The 17,921-nt window shown below is 31.8% G+C and carries 14 protein-coding genes; 13 read left to right on the forward strand and 1 reads right to left on the reverse strand.

Translation table 11 applies throughout. The features are described from left to right. The first annotated feature begins 8 nt into the window (after positions 1 to 8). From M1D60_RS00625 to M1D60_RS00685, 13 genes are all read left to right on the forward strand, one after another. Positions 9 to 1,160, forward strand: coding sequence for a glycosyltransferase family 1 protein (locus M1D60_RS00625; protein WP_456277301.1), 1,152 nt, complete (start codon positions 9 to 11; stop codon positions 1,158 to 1,160). Further along, a complete protein-coding gene (locus M1D60_RS00630) occupies positions 1,132 to 2,313 on the forward strand; it encodes a glycosyltransferase (RefSeq protein ID WP_456277302.1) in 1,182 nt (393 codons plus the stop codon). Before M1D60_RS00625 ends, M1D60_RS00630 begins: the two co-directional genes overlap by 29 nt. Positions 2,314 to 2,323: 10 nt before the next feature. Further along, the gene (locus tag M1D60_RS00635) at positions 2,324 to 3,361 is read left to right on the forward strand and encodes a glycosyltransferase family 2 protein (RefSeq protein WP_456277303.1); all 1,038 of its coding nucleotides are present in this window, start codon (positions 2,324 to 2,326) and stop codon (positions 3,359 to 3,361) included. A gap of 47 nt (positions 3,362 to 3,408) precedes the next feature. Then, positions 3,409 to 4,602 (forward strand): glycosyltransferase, encoded by a 1,194-nt coding sequence (locus M1D60_RS00640; RefSeq protein WP_456277304.1) that lies wholly within the window; start codon positions 3,409 to 3,411, stop codon positions 4,600 to 4,602. 14 nt (positions 4,603 to 4,616) lie between these two features. Further along, positions 4,617 to 5,816, forward strand: a complete 1,200-nt coding sequence (locus tag M1D60_RS00645) for a glycosyltransferase (RefSeq protein ID WP_456277305.1) — start codon at positions 4,617 to 4,619, stop codon at positions 5,814 to 5,816. Between the two features lie 56 nt (positions 5,817 to 5,872). After that, positions 5,873 to 7,054: a glycosyltransferase gene (locus tag M1D60_RS00650; RefSeq protein WP_456277306.1), complete on the forward strand. Its 1,182-nt coding sequence runs from the start codon at positions 5,873 to 5,875 to the stop codon at positions 7,052 to 7,054. Positions 7,055 to 7,070: 16 nt separating this feature from the next. Beyond that, positions 7,071 to 8,045, forward strand: coding sequence for a glycosyltransferase (locus tag M1D60_RS00655; protein ID WP_456277307.1), 975 nt, complete (start codon positions 7,071 to 7,073; stop codon positions 8,043 to 8,045). Beyond that, positions 8,042 to 8,941, forward strand: coding sequence for an SP_1767 family glycosyltransferase (locus tag M1D60_RS00660; RefSeq protein WP_456277308.1), 900 nt, complete (start codon positions 8,042 to 8,044; stop codon positions 8,939 to 8,941). The genes M1D60_RS00655 and M1D60_RS00660 overlap by 4 nt, the downstream gene beginning before the upstream one ends. Positions 8,942 to 8,981: 40 nt before the next feature. Next, positions 8,982 to 10,523: a lipopolysaccharide biosynthesis protein gene (locus tag M1D60_RS00665; protein ID WP_456279539.1), complete on the forward strand. Its 1,542-nt coding sequence runs from the start codon at positions 8,982 to 8,984 to the stop codon at positions 10,521 to 10,523. A 115-nt stretch (positions 10,524 to 10,638) separates the two neighbouring features. Continuing rightward, positions 10,639 to 11,667, forward strand: a complete 1,029-nt coding sequence (locus M1D60_RS00670) for an acyltransferase family protein (protein WP_456277309.1) — start codon at positions 10,639 to 10,641, stop codon at positions 11,665 to 11,667. Positions 11,668 to 11,756: 89 nt separating this feature from the next. Then, complete coding sequence (locus M1D60_RS00675) at positions 11,757 to 12,767, forward strand: glycosyltransferase family 2 protein (protein ID WP_456277310.1); 1,011 nt, start codon at positions 11,757 to 11,759, stop codon at positions 12,765 to 12,767. After that, positions 12,764 to 14,059 (forward strand): glycosyltransferase family 4 protein, encoded by a 1,296-nt coding sequence (locus M1D60_RS00680; RefSeq protein WP_456277311.1) that lies wholly within the window; start codon positions 12,764 to 12,766, stop codon positions 14,057 to 14,059. Before M1D60_RS00675 ends, M1D60_RS00680 begins: the two co-directional genes overlap by 4 nt. A 121-nt stretch (positions 14,060 to 14,180) precedes the next feature. Next, positions 14,181 to 16,160: an asparagine synthase-related protein gene (locus M1D60_RS00685; protein WP_456277312.1), complete on the forward strand. Its 1,980-nt coding sequence runs from the start codon at positions 14,181 to 14,183 to the stop codon at positions 16,158 to 16,160. A 217-nt stretch (positions 16,161 to 16,377) separates the two neighbouring features. Here the strand turns inward: M1D60_RS00685 and M1D60_RS00690 are convergent, their stop codons facing one another. Next, positions 16,378 to 17,814: a DDE-type integrase/transposase/recombinase gene (locus tag M1D60_RS00690; RefSeq protein WP_456277313.1), complete on the reverse strand. Its 1,437-nt coding sequence runs from the start codon at positions 17,812 to 17,814 to the stop codon at positions 16,378 to 16,380. Between the last annotated feature and the right edge of the window lie 107 nt (positions 17,815 to 17,921).

Consider the following 17,921-nt stretch of genomic DNA (forward strand, 5'->3'; position numbering starts at 1 on the left):
GAGAAACCATGGATCATAAGCCATTAAAAATCCTTCATGTTGTAGGAGCTATGAATCGAGCTGGTACAGAAACAATGTTGATGAATGTATATCGAAATATCAATCGGAAAAAGATTCAGTTTGATTTTATATCATTTAGTAACGAAGAAGCACATTATGATCAAGAGATTAAAAGGCTGGGTGGAAGAGTAATTATGCTTTCCAGGACACAATCTATTAAGGAAATATATAAAGCGATTACAAGGTATGGTCCTTACGATGCTGTTCATGCACACACACTTTTCCACTGTGGAGTAACAATGATTGCAGCATATTTCGCAGGAGTCAAAATAAGAATATCACATGCACATACAACTCAAGATTATAGTAGCACTTTAATTAGGAAGTTCTATATAAATTCTATGAGACTAATAATCAATAATTTCTCAACTAAATTATTGGCATGTAGTGAAGAAGCAGGAAAATATTTGTTTGGGGAATTAGGAATCCTAAGTGGGAAGTACTCTTACTTTCCTAACATCATTAATTACTCTCAACTACTAGAAAATCCCAAAGCAAAGGTTAATGAATTTAAATTAAATCAAGGGATAGGTAGTAGTTTAGTTATTGGACATATAGGACGCTTTATTGAGCCAAAGAATCATTCATTTTTGCTTGATATTTTTAAAAACGTTCAAAAAAAAGTGCCCGATGCAAAACTATTATTGGTAGGTGATGGAGATTTAAGAAGTGCTATAGAAAGAAAAGCTAAACAAGATGGAATTTCTAAGAATATTCGATTTGTAGGAGTAAGAGAGGATATACCCACATTGCTACATTCCATGGATGTGTTTGTGTTTCCATCAAAGTATGAAGGGTTAGGTCTTGTCTTATTAGAAGCACAAGCAAGTGGGGTACCTTGTTTGGTGTCTGAAGCCATTCAGCCTGAAGCAGATATACAATTAGGTTTGATAGAAAGATTAACTTTGAATGAATCTACAGAAATATGGGCTGAAAAAATCCTTGAATTAAGAGAAAATAAAGAAAGAAGCACTACAAAAATTACAAGGTATTTTGAAGAAAGCGGATACTCATTGGAAAAAGGGATATCTAAACTAGTAGATATATATAAACGTAATGGTGGAGAGGGTTATGAAGAATATATTGATCGCCTCCTTTGATATGGAGGTAGGAGGGGTAGAACGAAGCCTCATTAGTTTATTAAATAAATTTGATTATAACAACTATCAGGTAGATTTAATGCTTTACAGCCACACAGGAGATTTTATGAAGTTACTACCTAATGAACCAAACTTATTAAATGAAATACCAGCTTACAAAACCTTCAGAATGTCAATCTCAGAGGTCTTAAAAAAAGGAAACATCCCTATAGGGGTTTCACGAATTCTTGCTAAGATGATTGCAAGTATACGGAGTAGCTCTTCAGAGGTTGGGTACAAACAGATGCAATATATGTGGAAATATGCAGTTCTATTTCTTCCGAGAGCAAAGAAGGAGTACGATGTCGCTATCAGCTATTTGTGGCCTCACTACTTTGTAGCGGAAAAGGTTAAGGCAAAAACAAAAATTGCTTGGATACATACTGATTTCTCAACAGTAGATACAGATACAGAAGTGGATCTAGAAATGTGGAATAAATTTAATTATATCGCTGCCGTTTCTGATGAGTGTAAAAATGCTTTTATAAAAAAATATCCTGAATTGAAAAATAAAGTAATAGTCATTGAAAATATTACATCTACTGACATTGTTGAATCATTATCAAAGGAGATAGTTGATAATCCGATGTTAGAAGATCAAAGGTTCAAAATAATTACGGTTGCAAGGCTATCACATGCAAAAGGAATTGACCAGGCAGTAAAAGCTTTAAAACAGTTAAAAGATAAAGGCTATGAAAACATATCATGGTATGTTGTTGGTTATGGTGGGGATGAACAAGTGATAAGAAAATTAATAGAAGAAAACGACCTTGAAAACCAATTTTTCTTGTTAGGAAAAAGAATAAATCCATATCCATATATTGAAGCTGGAGATCTTTATGTTCAGCCTTCTAGATATGAAGGGAAGGCGGTTACGGTTGTAGAAGCACAAATTCTAGGAAAACCTGTTATGATTACTAACTACACTACTGCAAAGAGCCAAGTTATAAATGGCGTTGATGGGTATATCTGTGAACTTTCGGTTGAAGGAATCGTAGAAGGGATAGAGTATTTATATCAAAGTGATTCTATAAGAAGAACAATAGCTGACTATTGTAGGTCCAAAGATTTCAGAAATGATACTGAATTGAAGAAAATCTACCAAATTATTTAGGGGGAGCAATATGAATAATAAAAATCCACTTGTTAGCATTATTGTTCCAATCTATAAGGTAGAGAAATATATTCACAGATGTCTGGAAAGCATCACTTCTCAATCCTACTATAACTTAGAAATTATTCTAGTTAACGATGGTTCTCCTGATGACTGTGGGATAATCGCAGATCGGTATGCTGAGGTGGATCGGAGGATAAGAGTAATTCACAAGGAGAATGGTGGACTATCCGATGCTAGAAATTATGGAGTGAAAGAGGCTACGGGCGAGTATATAGTGTTTATTGATAGTGATGATTGGATAAAGCACAATATGATTGAAGAATTAGTCAAAAATGCTCTAAATCTTAATGCTGATGTAGTGCAATCAGCTTTTTATTATGCTTATGAAGACAAATTTTTATTTGATAACAGATATTACGATAGAGATGCTGCACCACAGATAATAGATAAAGAACAGTTAATGAAGCAACTTATAAAAAATGAAAAAGTAAAGAATTTTGCATGGGGGAAAATCTACAAAACTAACCTTATTAAAGATATTCCTTTTAAAAAAGGTGTTTTGTTTGAGGATGTATTTTGGGCTCACCAAGTTCTGCATAGGGTAAAGGTATTTGTTTTGTTAAATCAGCCTCTATGCTATTATTTCCAACGAGATAATAGTATCGTTTCAACTTACACTATTAAAAACCTTGATTTTATTAAAGGTTTGCTAGAAAGGCATAAATTTATTAATAAATACTATGGAAATCTAAGTAGTGAATCATTAGTATCAATTTTGAAAGCCTCTCTAATACATTACAGATTACTATTAATAAATAAAGGGAAGGATCCGAAGAAATTTTATAGGAAAAAATTGCAAATGTATATAAAACAAAATAGGAATGAATATTATAAAGTATTTAAGAAACATCCTGAACTTGTATTTCAGTTATTCTTATTTAACCTAACCCCGTATTTATATTTGCTATATCTAATAATTAAAAAGGTAATTAGAATATTAAATTTAAAGAAGGATGCTTCTGGTCTAGAAGAGATAACCCTTTAATTATAAGAATCTAAATCTTACTTTTGTTCATGAATAGAGGTTGAAATATGAAAAAAAAATTGCTGTTTGTTATTGATTCATTACATTGCGCAGGAGCAGAAAAAAGCTTAGTAACATTACTATCATTATTAGACTTCTCAAGATACAATGTTGATTTAATGTTGTTTACTTATGGTGGGGTATTAGAGGAATTAGTCCCTACAGAAGTAAATATTCTAGGTCCTTTAGAATATACAGAGTACACTAAACTTTCGTTAAAAGAATCTGTAATTCAAGCAATCAGAAATAAATCAAAAATCAAACTATTGCTTTCAAGGTTAAGATACTCTTCAACTATTCGGTTGGGGAAATACGGTAATCCTGAGAAGGCAAGGTTTTTTTGGAAGAGCACTTCAGGAGTAATAGAGGTGAATCCAAAAGAATATGATGTAGCAATTAGCTATGCACAGGGAATTCCTACCTTTTATGTTGCAGAAAAAGTGAAGGCTATTAAAAAGATAGCTTGGGTTAATGCAAGTTACAGTCTAGATAAGAGAGATAAAATCTTTCAAAAGAATTATTATGACATGTTTGAAAAAATTGTAGTTGTGTCAGAATCGGCAAAAGATATCTTTAAAGAGACCTTTCCAGAGTATAAAACAAAAGTAGAGGTTATATTTGATATTATTAATCCAGATTTTATTTATAAAATGGCTGATCTAGATATATCGCAGGAAAGTCAATTTGAGGGGATTAAAATTCTTACTATTGGAAGATTTGATTATCCCAAGGGATACGATATTGCACTTGCAGCTTGTAAATTACTTAAGGAACACGGAGTGAATTTCAAATGGTATGTTCTGGGGAATGGACCTTTAGAAAGACAAATAGAGGAATATATTAGAAAAAATAACCTAACAGGCTATTTTGAGTTATTAGGTGTAAAACCAAACCCTTACCCATACATAAAGGCTTCTGATATATATGTTCAAACATCTAGGACAGAGGGGTTTGGTTTAGCTATTGCAGAGGCAAGAATGCTAAATACTCCAGTAGTCACAACGAGGTTCGATGCCGTTTATAATCAAATGGTGGATCAGAAAAATGGCTTAGTGGTAAATATGGATGCTGAATCAGTTTTTGAAGGTATTATGAAGTTTATAAATGACTCAGATTTATATAATAGAGTTGTTAGCTACTTGAAGGAAGAGAAGAAGGGGAATTTAGATGAAGTTGAAAAGATATATAAATTAATTGGTTAAAAGGAAGATTCTTAATGAAGAAAAAGATTTTATTTATGGTTATCAATATGAACATCGGTGGAACAGAAAAAGCACTATTAAACATGATTGCAGAAATACCCAGGGATAAATATGACATAACTGTTTTTATGTTAGAAGAAAAAGGTGGATTTTTAAAGTCCCTTCCATCGCATGTAAATATTAGAGTACTTGATAATTATACAGATATTAAGTGGAAAATTGAAAAGTCCCCTAGAATCCTAGCCGAGGAATTTTTAACTTCAGGTGAATATAAACAAGCGTTCACTTATACTATTTTTTACCTCATAGAAAAATTAACTAAAGATAAAAGTATTTATATGAGGTATATCCTTAGAGATTTTTCAGTTTTTGATGGAGGGTACTACGATTTAGCTATTGCTTATGCTGGGCCAATGGATCTAATTTCTTATTATGTTTCAAATATGATAAATGCAAAATATAAAGTTCAATGGATTCATTTTGATATTACAAAAATAGGGTTTAATAAATTTTTCGCAAAGAAAATATACATAAAGTTTAATAGAATCTTTGTAGTATCAGAAGAAGGTAAGGATAAGCTAAAAAGATTAATTCCTAAATTAAATGATAGAATAGACATATTTTCGAATGTTTTATCTAATAAAACAATATTAAAATTAGCTGATTTGGAAGATGGGTTTGTTGATGATTATAATGGAATTAGAATCCTTACTGTTGGGAGGCTAAGCAAGGAAAAGGGGCAAGATTTAGCAATTTCTGTTTTATCAAGACTAAGAAATGAAGGGTATAATGTTCGATGGTATTTTGTTGGTGAAGGGAATTCCAAAGAGGAATATACAAACTTAGCAAAGAATTATGGAATCGAGAATGATATTATTTTCCTTGGTAGCACCTCAAACCCCTATCCATATATAAAACAATGTGATATGTATGTGCAGACATCTCGGCATGAAGGGTATTGCATAACATTAGCGGAAGCAAGAAGTCTTTGTAAACCTATAATAAGTACTGACTTTAATGGTGCTAAAGAACAACTAAAACAGAATGAAACAGGATATATTGTAAAGTTTAACCAAAATGAAATGTATGAAGCGATAAAAAGGTTAATTGGTAATAGAGAATTAAGAGAGAAACTCAGTTCAAATTTAAGAAAAGAAGAAGTAGATACTACGAGAGAATTAGAAAAGTTATATTCAGTTATAGATGGTTCTTAAAAATACCTCAAGGTACTTGAGGTATTTTTAAGTTTCATTTTTTAGGAGGAACTATTTTGAAAAAAATATTATTTGTTCTATCTAGTATGAACATAGGAGGGGTTGAAAAATCTCTATTATCCCTATTGTCAATAATGTCAAAAGAAAAGTTTGATATAACAATTTTACTCTTAGAGAAGAAGGGGGGGTTTTTAGATTCTCTTCCGGATTGGGTAAGGGTAGAGGAGGCCCACTGGTATGAAGAAATAAAGCCAGCGATTATGCAGCCCCCACAACTAACATTAAGAGAGTATTTTAATAATGGAAAACTATTAAAAATGCTGGAATTTGGCGGAATCTACTACATATCAAAGAAACTTAATGATAGATACTTATTTTATAAACATGTATTTAAGAATATAAAAAAGGACCAAACCAGATATGATATTGCAGTATGTTACCAGGGACCTACTGATATCTTAGATTATTTCGTTGCCTACAAAGTAAATGCAGCGCAAAAAGTCTCCTGGATTCACTTTGATGTAACCAAGCATATCATTAATGAGAAATTATATACAAGATTATATAGCGATTTTGATAAATTGTTAATCGTGTCAAAAAAGGCAAAGGAGAGTTTGATATCAATTCTCCCTTTATGTAAAGAAAAAGCTGATGTTTTTTATAACATTGTTCCCTATGACTTAATCAAAGATATGTCTTCGGATCCTCTTATTCTCGACCAAGACTTTGAAGGGCTAAAAATAGTTACTGTTGGAAGGTTATCAATAGAGAAGGGGCAAGATCTTGCAATAAAAGTACTGGCAAAACTTAAGCAAAATGGATATAACGTGAGGTGGTACTGTATAGGAGAAGGAAATGATAGACAAACATTTGAAGAATTAATCGATATCTATGGTTTAAAAGAAGAGTTTATTTTATACGGATCAACCTCCAATCCATATCCCTTAATAGCGCAAGCTGATTTATACGTGCAAACTTCAAGACATGAAGGATATTGCTTAACTCTAGCGGAAGCAAAATGTTTAAAGAAGCCAATTATAACTACTAATTTTATTGGTGCTTATGAACAGATAAAAGATGGATATAACGGATTTATTGTTGAAGATAGTGAAGAAGAACTCTATAAAAAAATCCAGTACCTTATAGAAACCCCCAATGTCAAAAATATGCTAGTAGATAATTTAAATTTAGAATTCCAGGCAATCCCCTCTCAAATAGATAAGTTAGTCAATATATAATGAAAGGACGTATATTATGAAACCCAAAATTAGTATTATAGTTCCTGTATATAAAGTAGAGCCCTATTTAGAGAAATGTATAGAATCAATATTGTCACAAACTTTTCGCAACTTTGAGTTAATCCTTATAAATGATGGATCCCCCGATAACTGTGGTAATATTTGTGACGGGTACTCGAAAAAAGATAGTAGAATAAAAGTTATCCATAAGCAGAATGGTGGCCTTTCTTCAGCAAGAAATGCAGGTTTGGAAATTGCTCAAGGAGATTACATTGGATTTGTGGATAGTGATGATTGGATAGAACCTGAAATGTACGAGTTATTACTTAATTTGTGTGAAGAGAATAACTGTGAAATTAGCAGCTGTTCAAGCATTATTCATTATTCAGATAAGACTATAGTTAATGGTGGCCATACTAAGCAGATTTACAATAGAAATGTAGCTATGAGGATAATGCTCGAAGGAGATCTCTATGATGAAGTAGTATGGACAAAAATTTTCAAGAGAAATGTAATTGGTGATATACGATTTACAGAAGGTATTGTTTATGAGGATACAGATTTTACTTATAGAGTAATACATAATAGTAGTAGTGTAGGTTGCATTGGGAAACCTATGTATCATTATATAAAACGTGAAAATAGCACAATGGATCAGGCAATTAAAAATATAAGAATTGATTCAGTCCTAGTTTATAATAACATGTTTAATTTTTTAGAGAATAATTATCCTGAATTAAAAAAGCTCATAGTTAAAAAGCTTACCGATAGCTGTCTACATGTTTTGAGATTAATTTCTATTAATAATAGATTTGATAGCTATAAAAATGAATATTATAGTGTGGTATCTATTTTAAATAACTACTTTACTTTATCTATTAGATTAGAATATCCACGAGCTGTAAAAATTTTATTAATAGCTACTAAAATTCAACCTTTCTTATATAGATTTATATTAAGAGCTATAGTTTTAAGAAAGGAGTTAGTATGAAACGATCTGTTCTAAAGGTTTATTACATTCTACTTCCATTTAAAAATTTCTTAGTAATCCTTTATAACAGGCTTATAGCTTTTACGACAAAACCTCCAATTGTAAATTCGTTAGATAAAACTATATATGAGGTTGTTAATAATAGAAAAAGTGTAAGCAGATATGGTGATGGGGAGTTTTCCCTTATGAGGGGAAAAAATTTACTATTTCAACCATGTAACGAAGAACTCAAAAATAGACTAAGAGAAATAATAAAAAGCCAGGAAAGTAACCTTATTATATGCATACCTGATGTCTTCCAAAATATTGATTGGTGTGAGGAGAAACCCAAGAAGTATTGGAAAACTTATCTTGAATTAAATAGATACAGAATTTATAAAATGTTGGATAAAAAAAAGATGTATTATGATGCGCTTATGACGAGATTATATATAGATCGAATTGATAAGTACAAAACAGGAGAGAGATTTAATAAATTAAAGACATTATGGAAGGAAAGAGATGTAATCATTGTTGAAGGTAATAAAAGTAGACTAGGTGTAGGTAATGATTTATTTAGTAATTGTCTATCCATAAAAAGAGTTATTTGTCCATCAATAAATGCATATGACAGCTATGGTCAGATTTTAAGGGAACTCAAAAAGCATCATAAGAATACACTAATATTAATAGCGTTAGGGCCAACTGCAACTGTGCTTGCTTATGATTTAGCAGTCGCAGGATATCAAGCGGTAGATATAGGTCATATAGATATCGAATATGAATGGTTTCTACTAGGGGCAAAGGAGAAAAAACCAGTATCCAATAAATATATCGGGGAAATCCCAGGTGGAAATGAAGTTGGAGATTTAAAAGATGAAAAATATGCAAGTGAGATTATAAGAACAGTAAGATAATTAATACATGTCAAAAAAATTTGCATATAAAGGATTAATTATGAGAACTAAACTTTCATTTAGAAATATGTATGTTGGAATACTATCACAATTAATAATAGTTTTATTAGGTTTTATCTCTAGAAAGGTATTTATTGATAGTCTAGGTATTCACTATCTTGGACTCAATGGGCTCCTCACTAGTATATTATCAATGATGGCATTGGTTGAAAGTGGAATTGGAATAAGTATAGTTTATTTACTTTACAAGCCTCTTGCAGAGCAGGACCATCCGAAAGTTATTGCACTAGTACAGTTATATAAAAAGTTTTATTGGATACTATCATTAATAATACTACTGATTGGTTGTTGTATCTTCCCCTTTTTACACAACTTTATAAAGGATGGAGCATCAATTTCTAATCTTACAATTATTTATTTCTTATTTATTGCTAAGAGTATGGTTTCTTATCTTAATGCACATAAATGGTCACTTATCACTGCAGATCAAAGAGGTTATATAATTACAAGTTTAAATACAATCTATCAAATAATTACAACAATTATTAAAATCGTTATTTTGCTCTTAACCCAGGACTTTATTTTATATTTACTCGTTGAATTAATCATATATATCATACAAAATATTGCAAACGGTAGAGTTGTGGATAAAAGGTATCCTTATATAAAAACAAATATAAAATATAGACTTGATAGTGAAACTAGGAAAAACTTAATTAAAAATGTAAAAGCATTATTCCTCCATAACATTGGGGGTTTTCTTGTATTTGGGACAGATAATTTACTTATTTCATCATATATTGGGATAGCAACAGTAGGGCTATATTCAAACTATACTATGATAACTCAGCAAATAACCGCCTTAATAAATCCAATTTTGGGGGGAATAGATGCAAGCGTTGGGAATTTAATTGCAACTGAAAATAGAAATAAGAATTATTCAATATTTAAGATAACCTACTTGATGAATTTTTGGATATTTTCTATTATAATAATTTGTTTATTTAATTTACTTGAACCCTTTATTAATTGGTGGATAGGCGAAGGATACTTATTAGATAGGTTAACATTTACATTTATATTAATAAATCTTTATTTAACGGGAATGAGAACCGCTATAGCAATTTTTAAAAACAAGGCTGGCTTATTTACACAAGATAAATTTGCGCCATTAATAGAGGGGGGAATAAATTTAGTTGCATCATTAATCCTAGTTAAATATTTTGGACTTGCAGGTATTTTTATGGGTACAACAATAAGTACACTTTCTACTATTTTCTGGACTCAACCAGTAATTGTATATAAAAATCTATTTGTGCAAAGAGTATATTCTTACTTTTCAAAATACGCCTATTTTGGGGCCTTAACATTAATGACATGTATTTTAACAACATTTATTTGTAATCAAATAGTAGTGGAACAGGGCTTTCTATCCTTAATAATCAAGGGTATAGTTTGTTTAATTATTCCTAATATCATTTATTTAATATTGTTTCATAAAACAGAGGAATTCCAATATATAAAGAAAGTCTTAGGAGGATCATTACTCCGTGTAAAAAGTAAAGCTACACTTAGTGGTTAATGGGTAATAATTGAAAAAGACCATATTGTAATACAGGGATACTTTTAAAGATAACTAAGGCTACAAATTATATTAATCTAATGTATAATATGCTAAAAAATGAGGGGGTGGAGTAATGTCAACGAGACTAAAGACAATAGATATAGTAAGAGGAATCACAATTCTATTAGTAGTTGGAGGGCATGTGGGTATCCCTTTTAACAGTTTCTTTGCCAGTTTTAGAATGCCGCTTTTCTTTATAGTCTCTGGTTATTTATTTAGCTCAACAAAGTACGGAAATAATGTCTTGGGTTTAATAAAGAGTCGTTTTTGGACACTGCTTGTTCCTTACTTTACAACGGGAATTACTGCTCTGTTTTTTTTGTTTTTACTACAGTATATTGGTAGAGATGGACCAGACATCTCTGATAATCTTATTGGAATTATACTGAGTAATGGCTTAGAGGTAGGTACTCTACCAAATGGTCCGATCTGGTTTTTAACATGTTTATTTTGCTCATTAATAATCTTCTGTCTAATGATCAGTATGTTAGGTAATAGCAATAATATATTCCAAGTGATGATATTCCTTATTTTAGGGGGAGCTGGATATATTATTAGTCGTTATATACACCTTCCTTGGAGTATGGATATTGCCTTAATTGTTCAACCATTCTTATATATAGGCTATAAACTAAAGCAACTAGAGCTACTGAGAAATAAGATGAACCTTATTTCAGTTATATTTTTACTATCCATATTTATATGCTCATATTATTTCAATGGCTTTGTTAGTATGTTTGCCAGGGAATACCATAATATTTGGTTATTTTATCTAGGTGGAATATCAGGCAGTCTTTTAGTTCTTGAAGGATGTAAATATTTATCAAAACTAAATCTTGTAAATAGGCTACTAACTTATATAGGGAAAGAATCACTTTCTATATTGACTTTACATTTTGTTTTTGCTCACACTACTTTCACGATAGCTTATGAATTACTTTTCGGACATTTCCCAAACTGGTATATAAACAGTTTCTTTATAATAACCATTTGTTTACTTGCAAATAGTTTAATTAAGAAGATTCCAACTCTAAACATGTTATTTAATGGAATAAGATTAGAAAAAAGAGGAAGAAACTCTAATGTACAAAAAGCTTCATGAGGGCTATAATGCACTCATTTTAAATCTAATCCATTACTAGTATTAGTGATTTTATAAAATGGACATTTTATATAATGAAAGGATCTTTCATGAATCCTAAGATAAGTGTTATCATGCCTGTTTATAATGTAGAGACATATTTAAGAAAAAGTATTGAGTCCGTCCTGATGCAAACGTTGAGTGATTTTGAGTTAATAATAGTAAACGATGGTTCTACGGATAAGTCAGAAGCAATCTGTGAAGAAATGTCAAAAATAGATCAACGTTTAAAGGTTTTCCATACCGAACACAATGGAGTATCATCTGCTAGAAACTTGGGTTTAAAGATAGCGAAGGGCGATTACATAAGTTTTGTAGACAGTGATGACTTTATCCATGAAGAAATGTATCAAATTTTATATGATACTGCTCAAAAAACAGAAGCCGATTTAGTTGTATGTGACTTCAAAAGAGTTAATGCTCAGGAACTATTAAAAATAGAGGGTTTTTCAAATTTTGAAATAAAAAATTACACCAATATTCAAGCACTATATCACCTATATAATATCCAGGATGGGATTTGTAAAAGTGGAGCAGGACAAACAATTAAATGGATTACGGTATGGAATAAATTATACAAGAGATCATTGTTTTCTAATATTGAATTTCCTGAAAGGAGAATCTTTGAAGATGAATTAATCTCCCATCAAATACTTTATAGGTGTAATAAGATTACATTCATCCCTCTTAAGCTTTATTATTATGTGAAAAGGCCACAAAGTATATTGAACTCTCCTTTTACCAAACAAAAATTAGATAAAGTTCATGCTCTTCAGCATAGAGTTGATTTCTTTAAACAAGTCAATGATAAGAAATTATATGCTATGGCATTATCGAACTATTCTGACGTATTTTTCTGGTATTACATAAAAGGAAAGAAAGATCTAGTAAATATATCCAATGAATTAGATTTAATGAAAAGAGAATATAGAAAATATTTCCTTTGCTTAATGAAAAACCCATATCTCACATTGAAACAAAAAGTTATTATTCTTCTTTTTACTATTGTACCAATTCAGATAGAGAATAGATTAATAGAAAGTAATAGGAGAGATACATGAAGATATGCTTTTATTTAGATAATAGTAGAAGAAAAGAAGTAGATTATTCTAATCCTAAACGAGGTAATCCTGGAATTGGTGGAACAGAGTTCATGATTTGGACTATTAGTTATTATCTCCATGAATTATATGATGATTTAGACATTCATATTTTAGCCCCAGTCATTAACAAATTACCTAAGGGAATAAATACACATGAGTGTTTTAGCACAACCCAAGCGGTTAAGTTAGCTAAACACATAAGTGCAGATATATTGATAATACGAGGTTTAACATATAAAAAAGAGGTTTATGACCTTATTGATGAATTGAAATTAAAGACACTTATCTGGTCACATAATTTTGAAACACACGACTCCCTAAAAAATGTTGGGAATTGTAATTATGTAAAAAGATTTATAACAGTTAGTAAAGAACAGTATGATCGTCTTCGTGATCATGAAGTTTTTTTAAAAGCATGTTACATATACAATGGCATTGATTTAACTAATTATCCTCAATATAGTAGTATTGAGAATAAAGAGAACATTGTTTGTTATGTTGGTGCGATCAGTCCAATTAAAGGATTTGAAGTGTTAGCGCGTTGTTGGAGTCGAATCGAAGTGGCAGTTCCTAATGCTCAACTATATATAATTGGTGGTGGGAATCTTTACAATAATAATACAAAGTTAGGCCGATATGGTATTGCAAAAGAAGAATATGAAAGTAGCTTTGTACATTATCTAACAGACCATACGGGAAATATAAAGCGTAATATAAGATTGTTTGGTGTCCTAGGTAATGAAGAAAAACTTAAGGTGATGTCACAGGCTAAAATAGGTGTTGCAAATATTGCAAAAGATGAAACTTTCTGTCTGACTGCAGTTGAATTTGAAGCAATAAAGATTCCAGTAGTGGGAAAAAAGGGGTATGGATTACTCAATACAGTTAGCCATAGGAATACAGGTATTTTAATAGAATCAGAAAAGCAATTTATAAACTCTGTAATCTGGTTACTAAAAAATGAAGAGGTAAGAGGAAGGTTGGGTAGTAATGGTTTTAGATATGTGAAGGAGAACTTTGATGTTTTTGACATCTGCAAACATTGGTATCAACTATTCTATGATGTTTTAAATGAAAAAGAGCCAACTATTAATATAAGGTCATCAAACTATAGATATAACCATAAATGGCTAAGGGAGCTAAATAGAAGATTAAAGACAAATAAACTTTGTAATGGTTTACCTGCATTATTAGAATATCCTGAATGTATATACAGTAGTGCTATATATAAAAAAGTAAGGGGAAACTAAAAAATTGGTCATATATAAATTTTATCTAAATGGTTATAGTAATGTTGACTCATGATTCTTAATAGCGTATATTTATTTTATTAAGTTCTTTAAAAAGAACGAGAGTGAGTTGGAGGAATAAATGAGCGCAATTGTTGGATCCATCAATACCGGGAATTTACCTATTAATAATGAAGAGATAAATGGACTCATGTCCTCCTTAGAAAAGTTTCCTTCTGATGCTGTTAAGATGATAAGAGAAGAAAACTATTTTCTTGCCTGCTCCTTGCAGTGGATAACTCCAGAATCAGTGGAAGAAGAGCTTCCTTATTATAGTCATATGAAGAAATTAGCAATTACTTCTGATGCCATAATTGATAACCGAGAAGAATTATTTGAATCACTACAGGTAAAAAAAGAATATAGAAATAACATTCCTGATAGTCAATTGATTCTCTTAGCATATGAGAAATGGGGAGAAGAATCACCTAAATATTTAGTTGGTGACTTTGCCTTTATGATCTGGGATGAAAAGAAACAAAAATTATTTGGAGCTAGGGACTTTTCTGGCGCTAGAACTCTATATTATTTTTCTAGTCATGAAAGGTTTGCTTTTGGAACAATTATTCAACCCTTACTAAATTTACCATATATAAAAAACGAATTTAATGAAGAATGGTTAGGCGAGTTCTTAGCAATTCCTTGGAATTTTGAATCTATTGATACATCATCAACGGTCTATAATAATATAAAACAGCTACCGCCTTCACATAGTATTACTGTTGTGAATGGGAGAGTTGTAATAAAGAGATATTGTACTTTTAATCTTGATAAAAAAATAAAATTAAAATCAAACAGTGAATACGAAGAGGCATTTCTAGATGTATTTAAAACTGCCGTGAAATCAAGATTGAGAACACACAGAAATGTAGGTGCCCATTTAAGTGGGGGACTGGATTCTGGCTCAGTTTCAAGTATAGCTGCGAACATGCTAAATGGAAATCAAAAAAAGTTACATACATTTAGTTATATTCCAGTTGATGGCTTTAAAGATTGGACACCTAGAAGTAGGGTTGCGAATGAAAAACCTTTTATACAATCAACTGTTGATTATGTAGGAAATATAGAGCCAAACTTCTATAGTTTTGATGAAAAAAACCCTTATTCTGAGATAGATGACTGGCTAGATACAATAGAAATGCCTTATAAGTTCTTTGAAAACTCATATTGGTTAAGTGGAATTTATGAAAAAGCTTACGACAAAGATATTGGGGTTTTACTAAATGGGCAGAGAGGAAACTGGACAGTTTCCTGGGGACCGGCTACTGACTTTCAGGCTTTACTATTTAAGCAGCTAAAATGGACTAAGTTACAAAGAGAAATTTCATTATATAGTAGAAACTTAGGTGTACCCAAGGGTAGAATTGGAAAATTGGTTAGAAAAAAGGTTATCTCATCTATAAAAAATAAGTTTGCTCGCACTAATGATCCAAATGATAGTGTTTTTCCTATGATGATAAACCCTAATTTTGCTGAAAAATTAAAGGTATATACAAAGCTTCAAGAGCAAAATGTTGATTTAACAGGTAAATCTGTAACCAATTCGTATGAAGTTAGAAAACTTCAGTTTAATAATCTTTACTATTGGAATATAAATGGAACCTATTCAACAAAGCTATCCTTACGTTATAAAGTCTGGGATCGTGATCCAACCAATGATTTAAGGGTCATTAACTTTTGTTTGTCTGTTCCTGAAAACCAATATGTTCAAAATGGCATTGATCGTTCTTTAATAAGAAGGGCTACAAAAGGGTTATTACCAGATAACATAAGGCTTAATCAAAAGATTAGAGGAATACAGGGTACAGATGGTATTTATCGAATGACCCCGAATTGGAATCTATTTATTAATGAACTTCAAGAGGTAGTGAATGATCCTCTCGCCAAGCATTATCTAAATATTCCTCTTATGGAGCAATACATTGCAAAATATAAAAATGGTGCTAAAGCTAACGATGTTTTTGGATTAGATTTTAAAATGTTGATGAAAAGTCTAATTTTTATCAGGTTTTTAAGACGGTCTATTTTGGGTAGTGTCAAAAGTTCTATGAAAACTACCTGAAGATTTAAACCCTCTCCTAGTTATTGGGATGGAGGGCCACGCAACCGCTCTTGACAAACACGCCAATGGTTTGATGGTAGTTTAACAAGGGCGAAGGGGACAAAAAGATGGCAAGCCAAATAGCCCTTGGTTATTTCCATTTTAAACCATTGGCAAGTTCGGTTTGTCAAGAGTTCGCTCCGCCGATTGCTGAATTAGGGCTCTGCTAAACAAAAAGTTAGGCAGTCTGTTCTACAATCCAATGTTGTGCTAACTCAATCAATTTTGTCCACCGTGCAGGCATATTAGGAAGCCCTAATAGTTCTGGATTAACGACTGGCACCTTTCCTTCCAAAGAAGCATGTGGTCTTAGAAAGTTAAAATAAGCCACAAATAAGGTGACATAGGATACTGATCCATGTTCCGATCCAAACCCGTGAGTAGATCGATAATTGCTCTTAAAAGTGCGATTAAGTCTCTCAATAATTTGTTTCAATGGTCGGAACTCCTTTGATACTTCATCCTCATTGGTTAGCCCAATAACTTGTGTGACATCAAATGAGATTCCGTGCTGAGCGAAAAAGTGTTGTGCTAGTAGATAGATGGGATTACCATCTACCACGAATGTAAGGTTCTCAGGAATGTCTTTCATTTTTAACAACACTTCATCAATTGCACGAATGGCAGACGTTGTATCTCGGTTTGCTGACACTGGATAGGAAAGGATGATCTTTTTCACCGCGTCAAAGAAAAAGAAAAGGTAGTGCCATCGGCCGTTTACTCTGATGTAGGTTTCATCACCACAGAATTGATCAGATAGTTCATATGGATAATGATCCACATAAGGCTTAAGCATTAATGACACGCTGTTTTCGTAGTTCAATATGGTCTGGTGTGAAATAAGCACACCATGAACATCCTGCATAATGGCAGCTGTTTTACGGGCCGAAAGGCCATAGTTGACATGATAGGTTAATATCAGTCCTAATGTATGTGGCGAAGCATGAAGCCTAGATAAATCAACCTTTGGTCTTTTTGGAGAATCCTTCGACAGTGGTTGAAATTCAATGTGAAACTGACGGAAAATGTATCTTAATTTAAATGCCTGAGGATGTTTTTTAAATTGATTTCTCTCTTTAGATGACATCGCGTTTAACTTTTTTTGATAATACGGACACTCATCGTTCTTGCATTTGAACACGTGAAAGTCTTTTCTTTCTTTGATCTTTTCAAGATTTTTGGAACAATGCGGGCACTTTAATACGGCTTCTTTTGAAAAACGGTTTTTATCACTGAACAGACAGGAACAGACCTTACACTGATACTGCCCTTTATCTCCATTATTGGTATAAAGGTAAGTAGATGGAGCACCACACTTTGGACAGATCGTAGATTTTGGTACCGTAACCTTTGTGTTCTTATGCCTGCGTACAGGTTTCAAGGGTTTACCATTTTTCTCTACGTATTCCCTGAGGAGAACTTGATAATCTTGTTTTTCTGGAATTTCAATGATCGGCAGATCATCAACCTGGAGTTTACGATAAGGTTTATTTATAGGCTGTTCAGTCGGTTTATCAAACATATTTTTTCCAATAAGTAAAGTTAGTAATGTTCGAATAATTTGTTCTTGGTAGTTTATAAAAGTTAATAAATAGGTTATAATTTGAGGGTACAAATTGTCGCTTCCTTTCTAAGGTTGTTGAGAGTGTCGTAACCTCAATTATCCTTAGAATTCAGGGGGTGGCAATTTTTTTGCTTATAAAGCCCTCTATAACAGTATTC

The sequence above is a fragment of the Bacillus sp. AK128 genome (assembly GCF_053903075.1).

Bases quoted from the DNA above. Each gene is read 5' to 3' on its own strand.
- M1D60_RS00635 (WP_456277303.1), top strand. From the start codon at position 2,324: ATGAATAATAAAAATCCACTTGTTAGCATTATTGTTCCAATCTATAAG.
- M1D60_RS00660 (WP_456277308.1), top strand. From the start codon at position 8,042: ATGAAACGATCTGTTCTAAAGGTTTATTACATTCTACTTCCATTTAAA.
- M1D60_RS00655 (WP_456277307.1), top strand. From the start codon at position 7,071: ATGAAACCCAAAATTAGTATTATAGTTCCTGTATATAAAGTAGAGCCC.
- M1D60_RS00665 (WP_456279539.1), top strand. From the start codon at position 8,982: ATGAGAACTAAACTTTCATTTAGAAATATGTATGTTGGAATACTATCA.
- M1D60_RS00670 (WP_456277309.1), top strand. From the start codon at position 10,639: ATGTCAACGAGACTAAAGACAATAGATATAGTAAGAGGAATCACAATT.
- M1D60_RS00640 (WP_456277304.1), top strand. From the start codon at position 3,409: ATGAAAAAAAAATTGCTGTTTGTTATTGATTCATTACATTGCGCAGGA.
- M1D60_RS00645 (WP_456277305.1), top strand. From the start codon at position 4,617: ATGAAGAAAAAGATTTTATTTATGGTTATCAATATGAACATCGGTGGA.
- M1D60_RS00685 (WP_456277312.1), top strand. From the start codon at position 14,181: ATGAGCGCAATTGTTGGATCCATCAATACCGGGAATTTACCTATTAAT.
- M1D60_RS00675 (WP_456277310.1), top strand. From the start codon at position 11,757: ATGAATCCTAAGATAAGTGTTATCATGCCTGTTTATAATGTAGAGACA.
- M1D60_RS00625 (WP_456277301.1), top strand. From the start codon at position 9: ATGGATCATAAGCCATTAAAAATCCTTCATGTTGTAGGAGCTATGAAT.
- M1D60_RS00680 (WP_456277311.1), top strand. From the start codon at position 12,764: ATGAAGATATGCTTTTATTTAGATAATAGTAGAAGAAAAGAAGTAGAT.
- M1D60_RS00630 (WP_456277302.1), top strand. From the start codon at position 1,132: ATGAAGAATATATTGATCGCCTCCTTTGATATGGAGGTAGGAGGGGTA.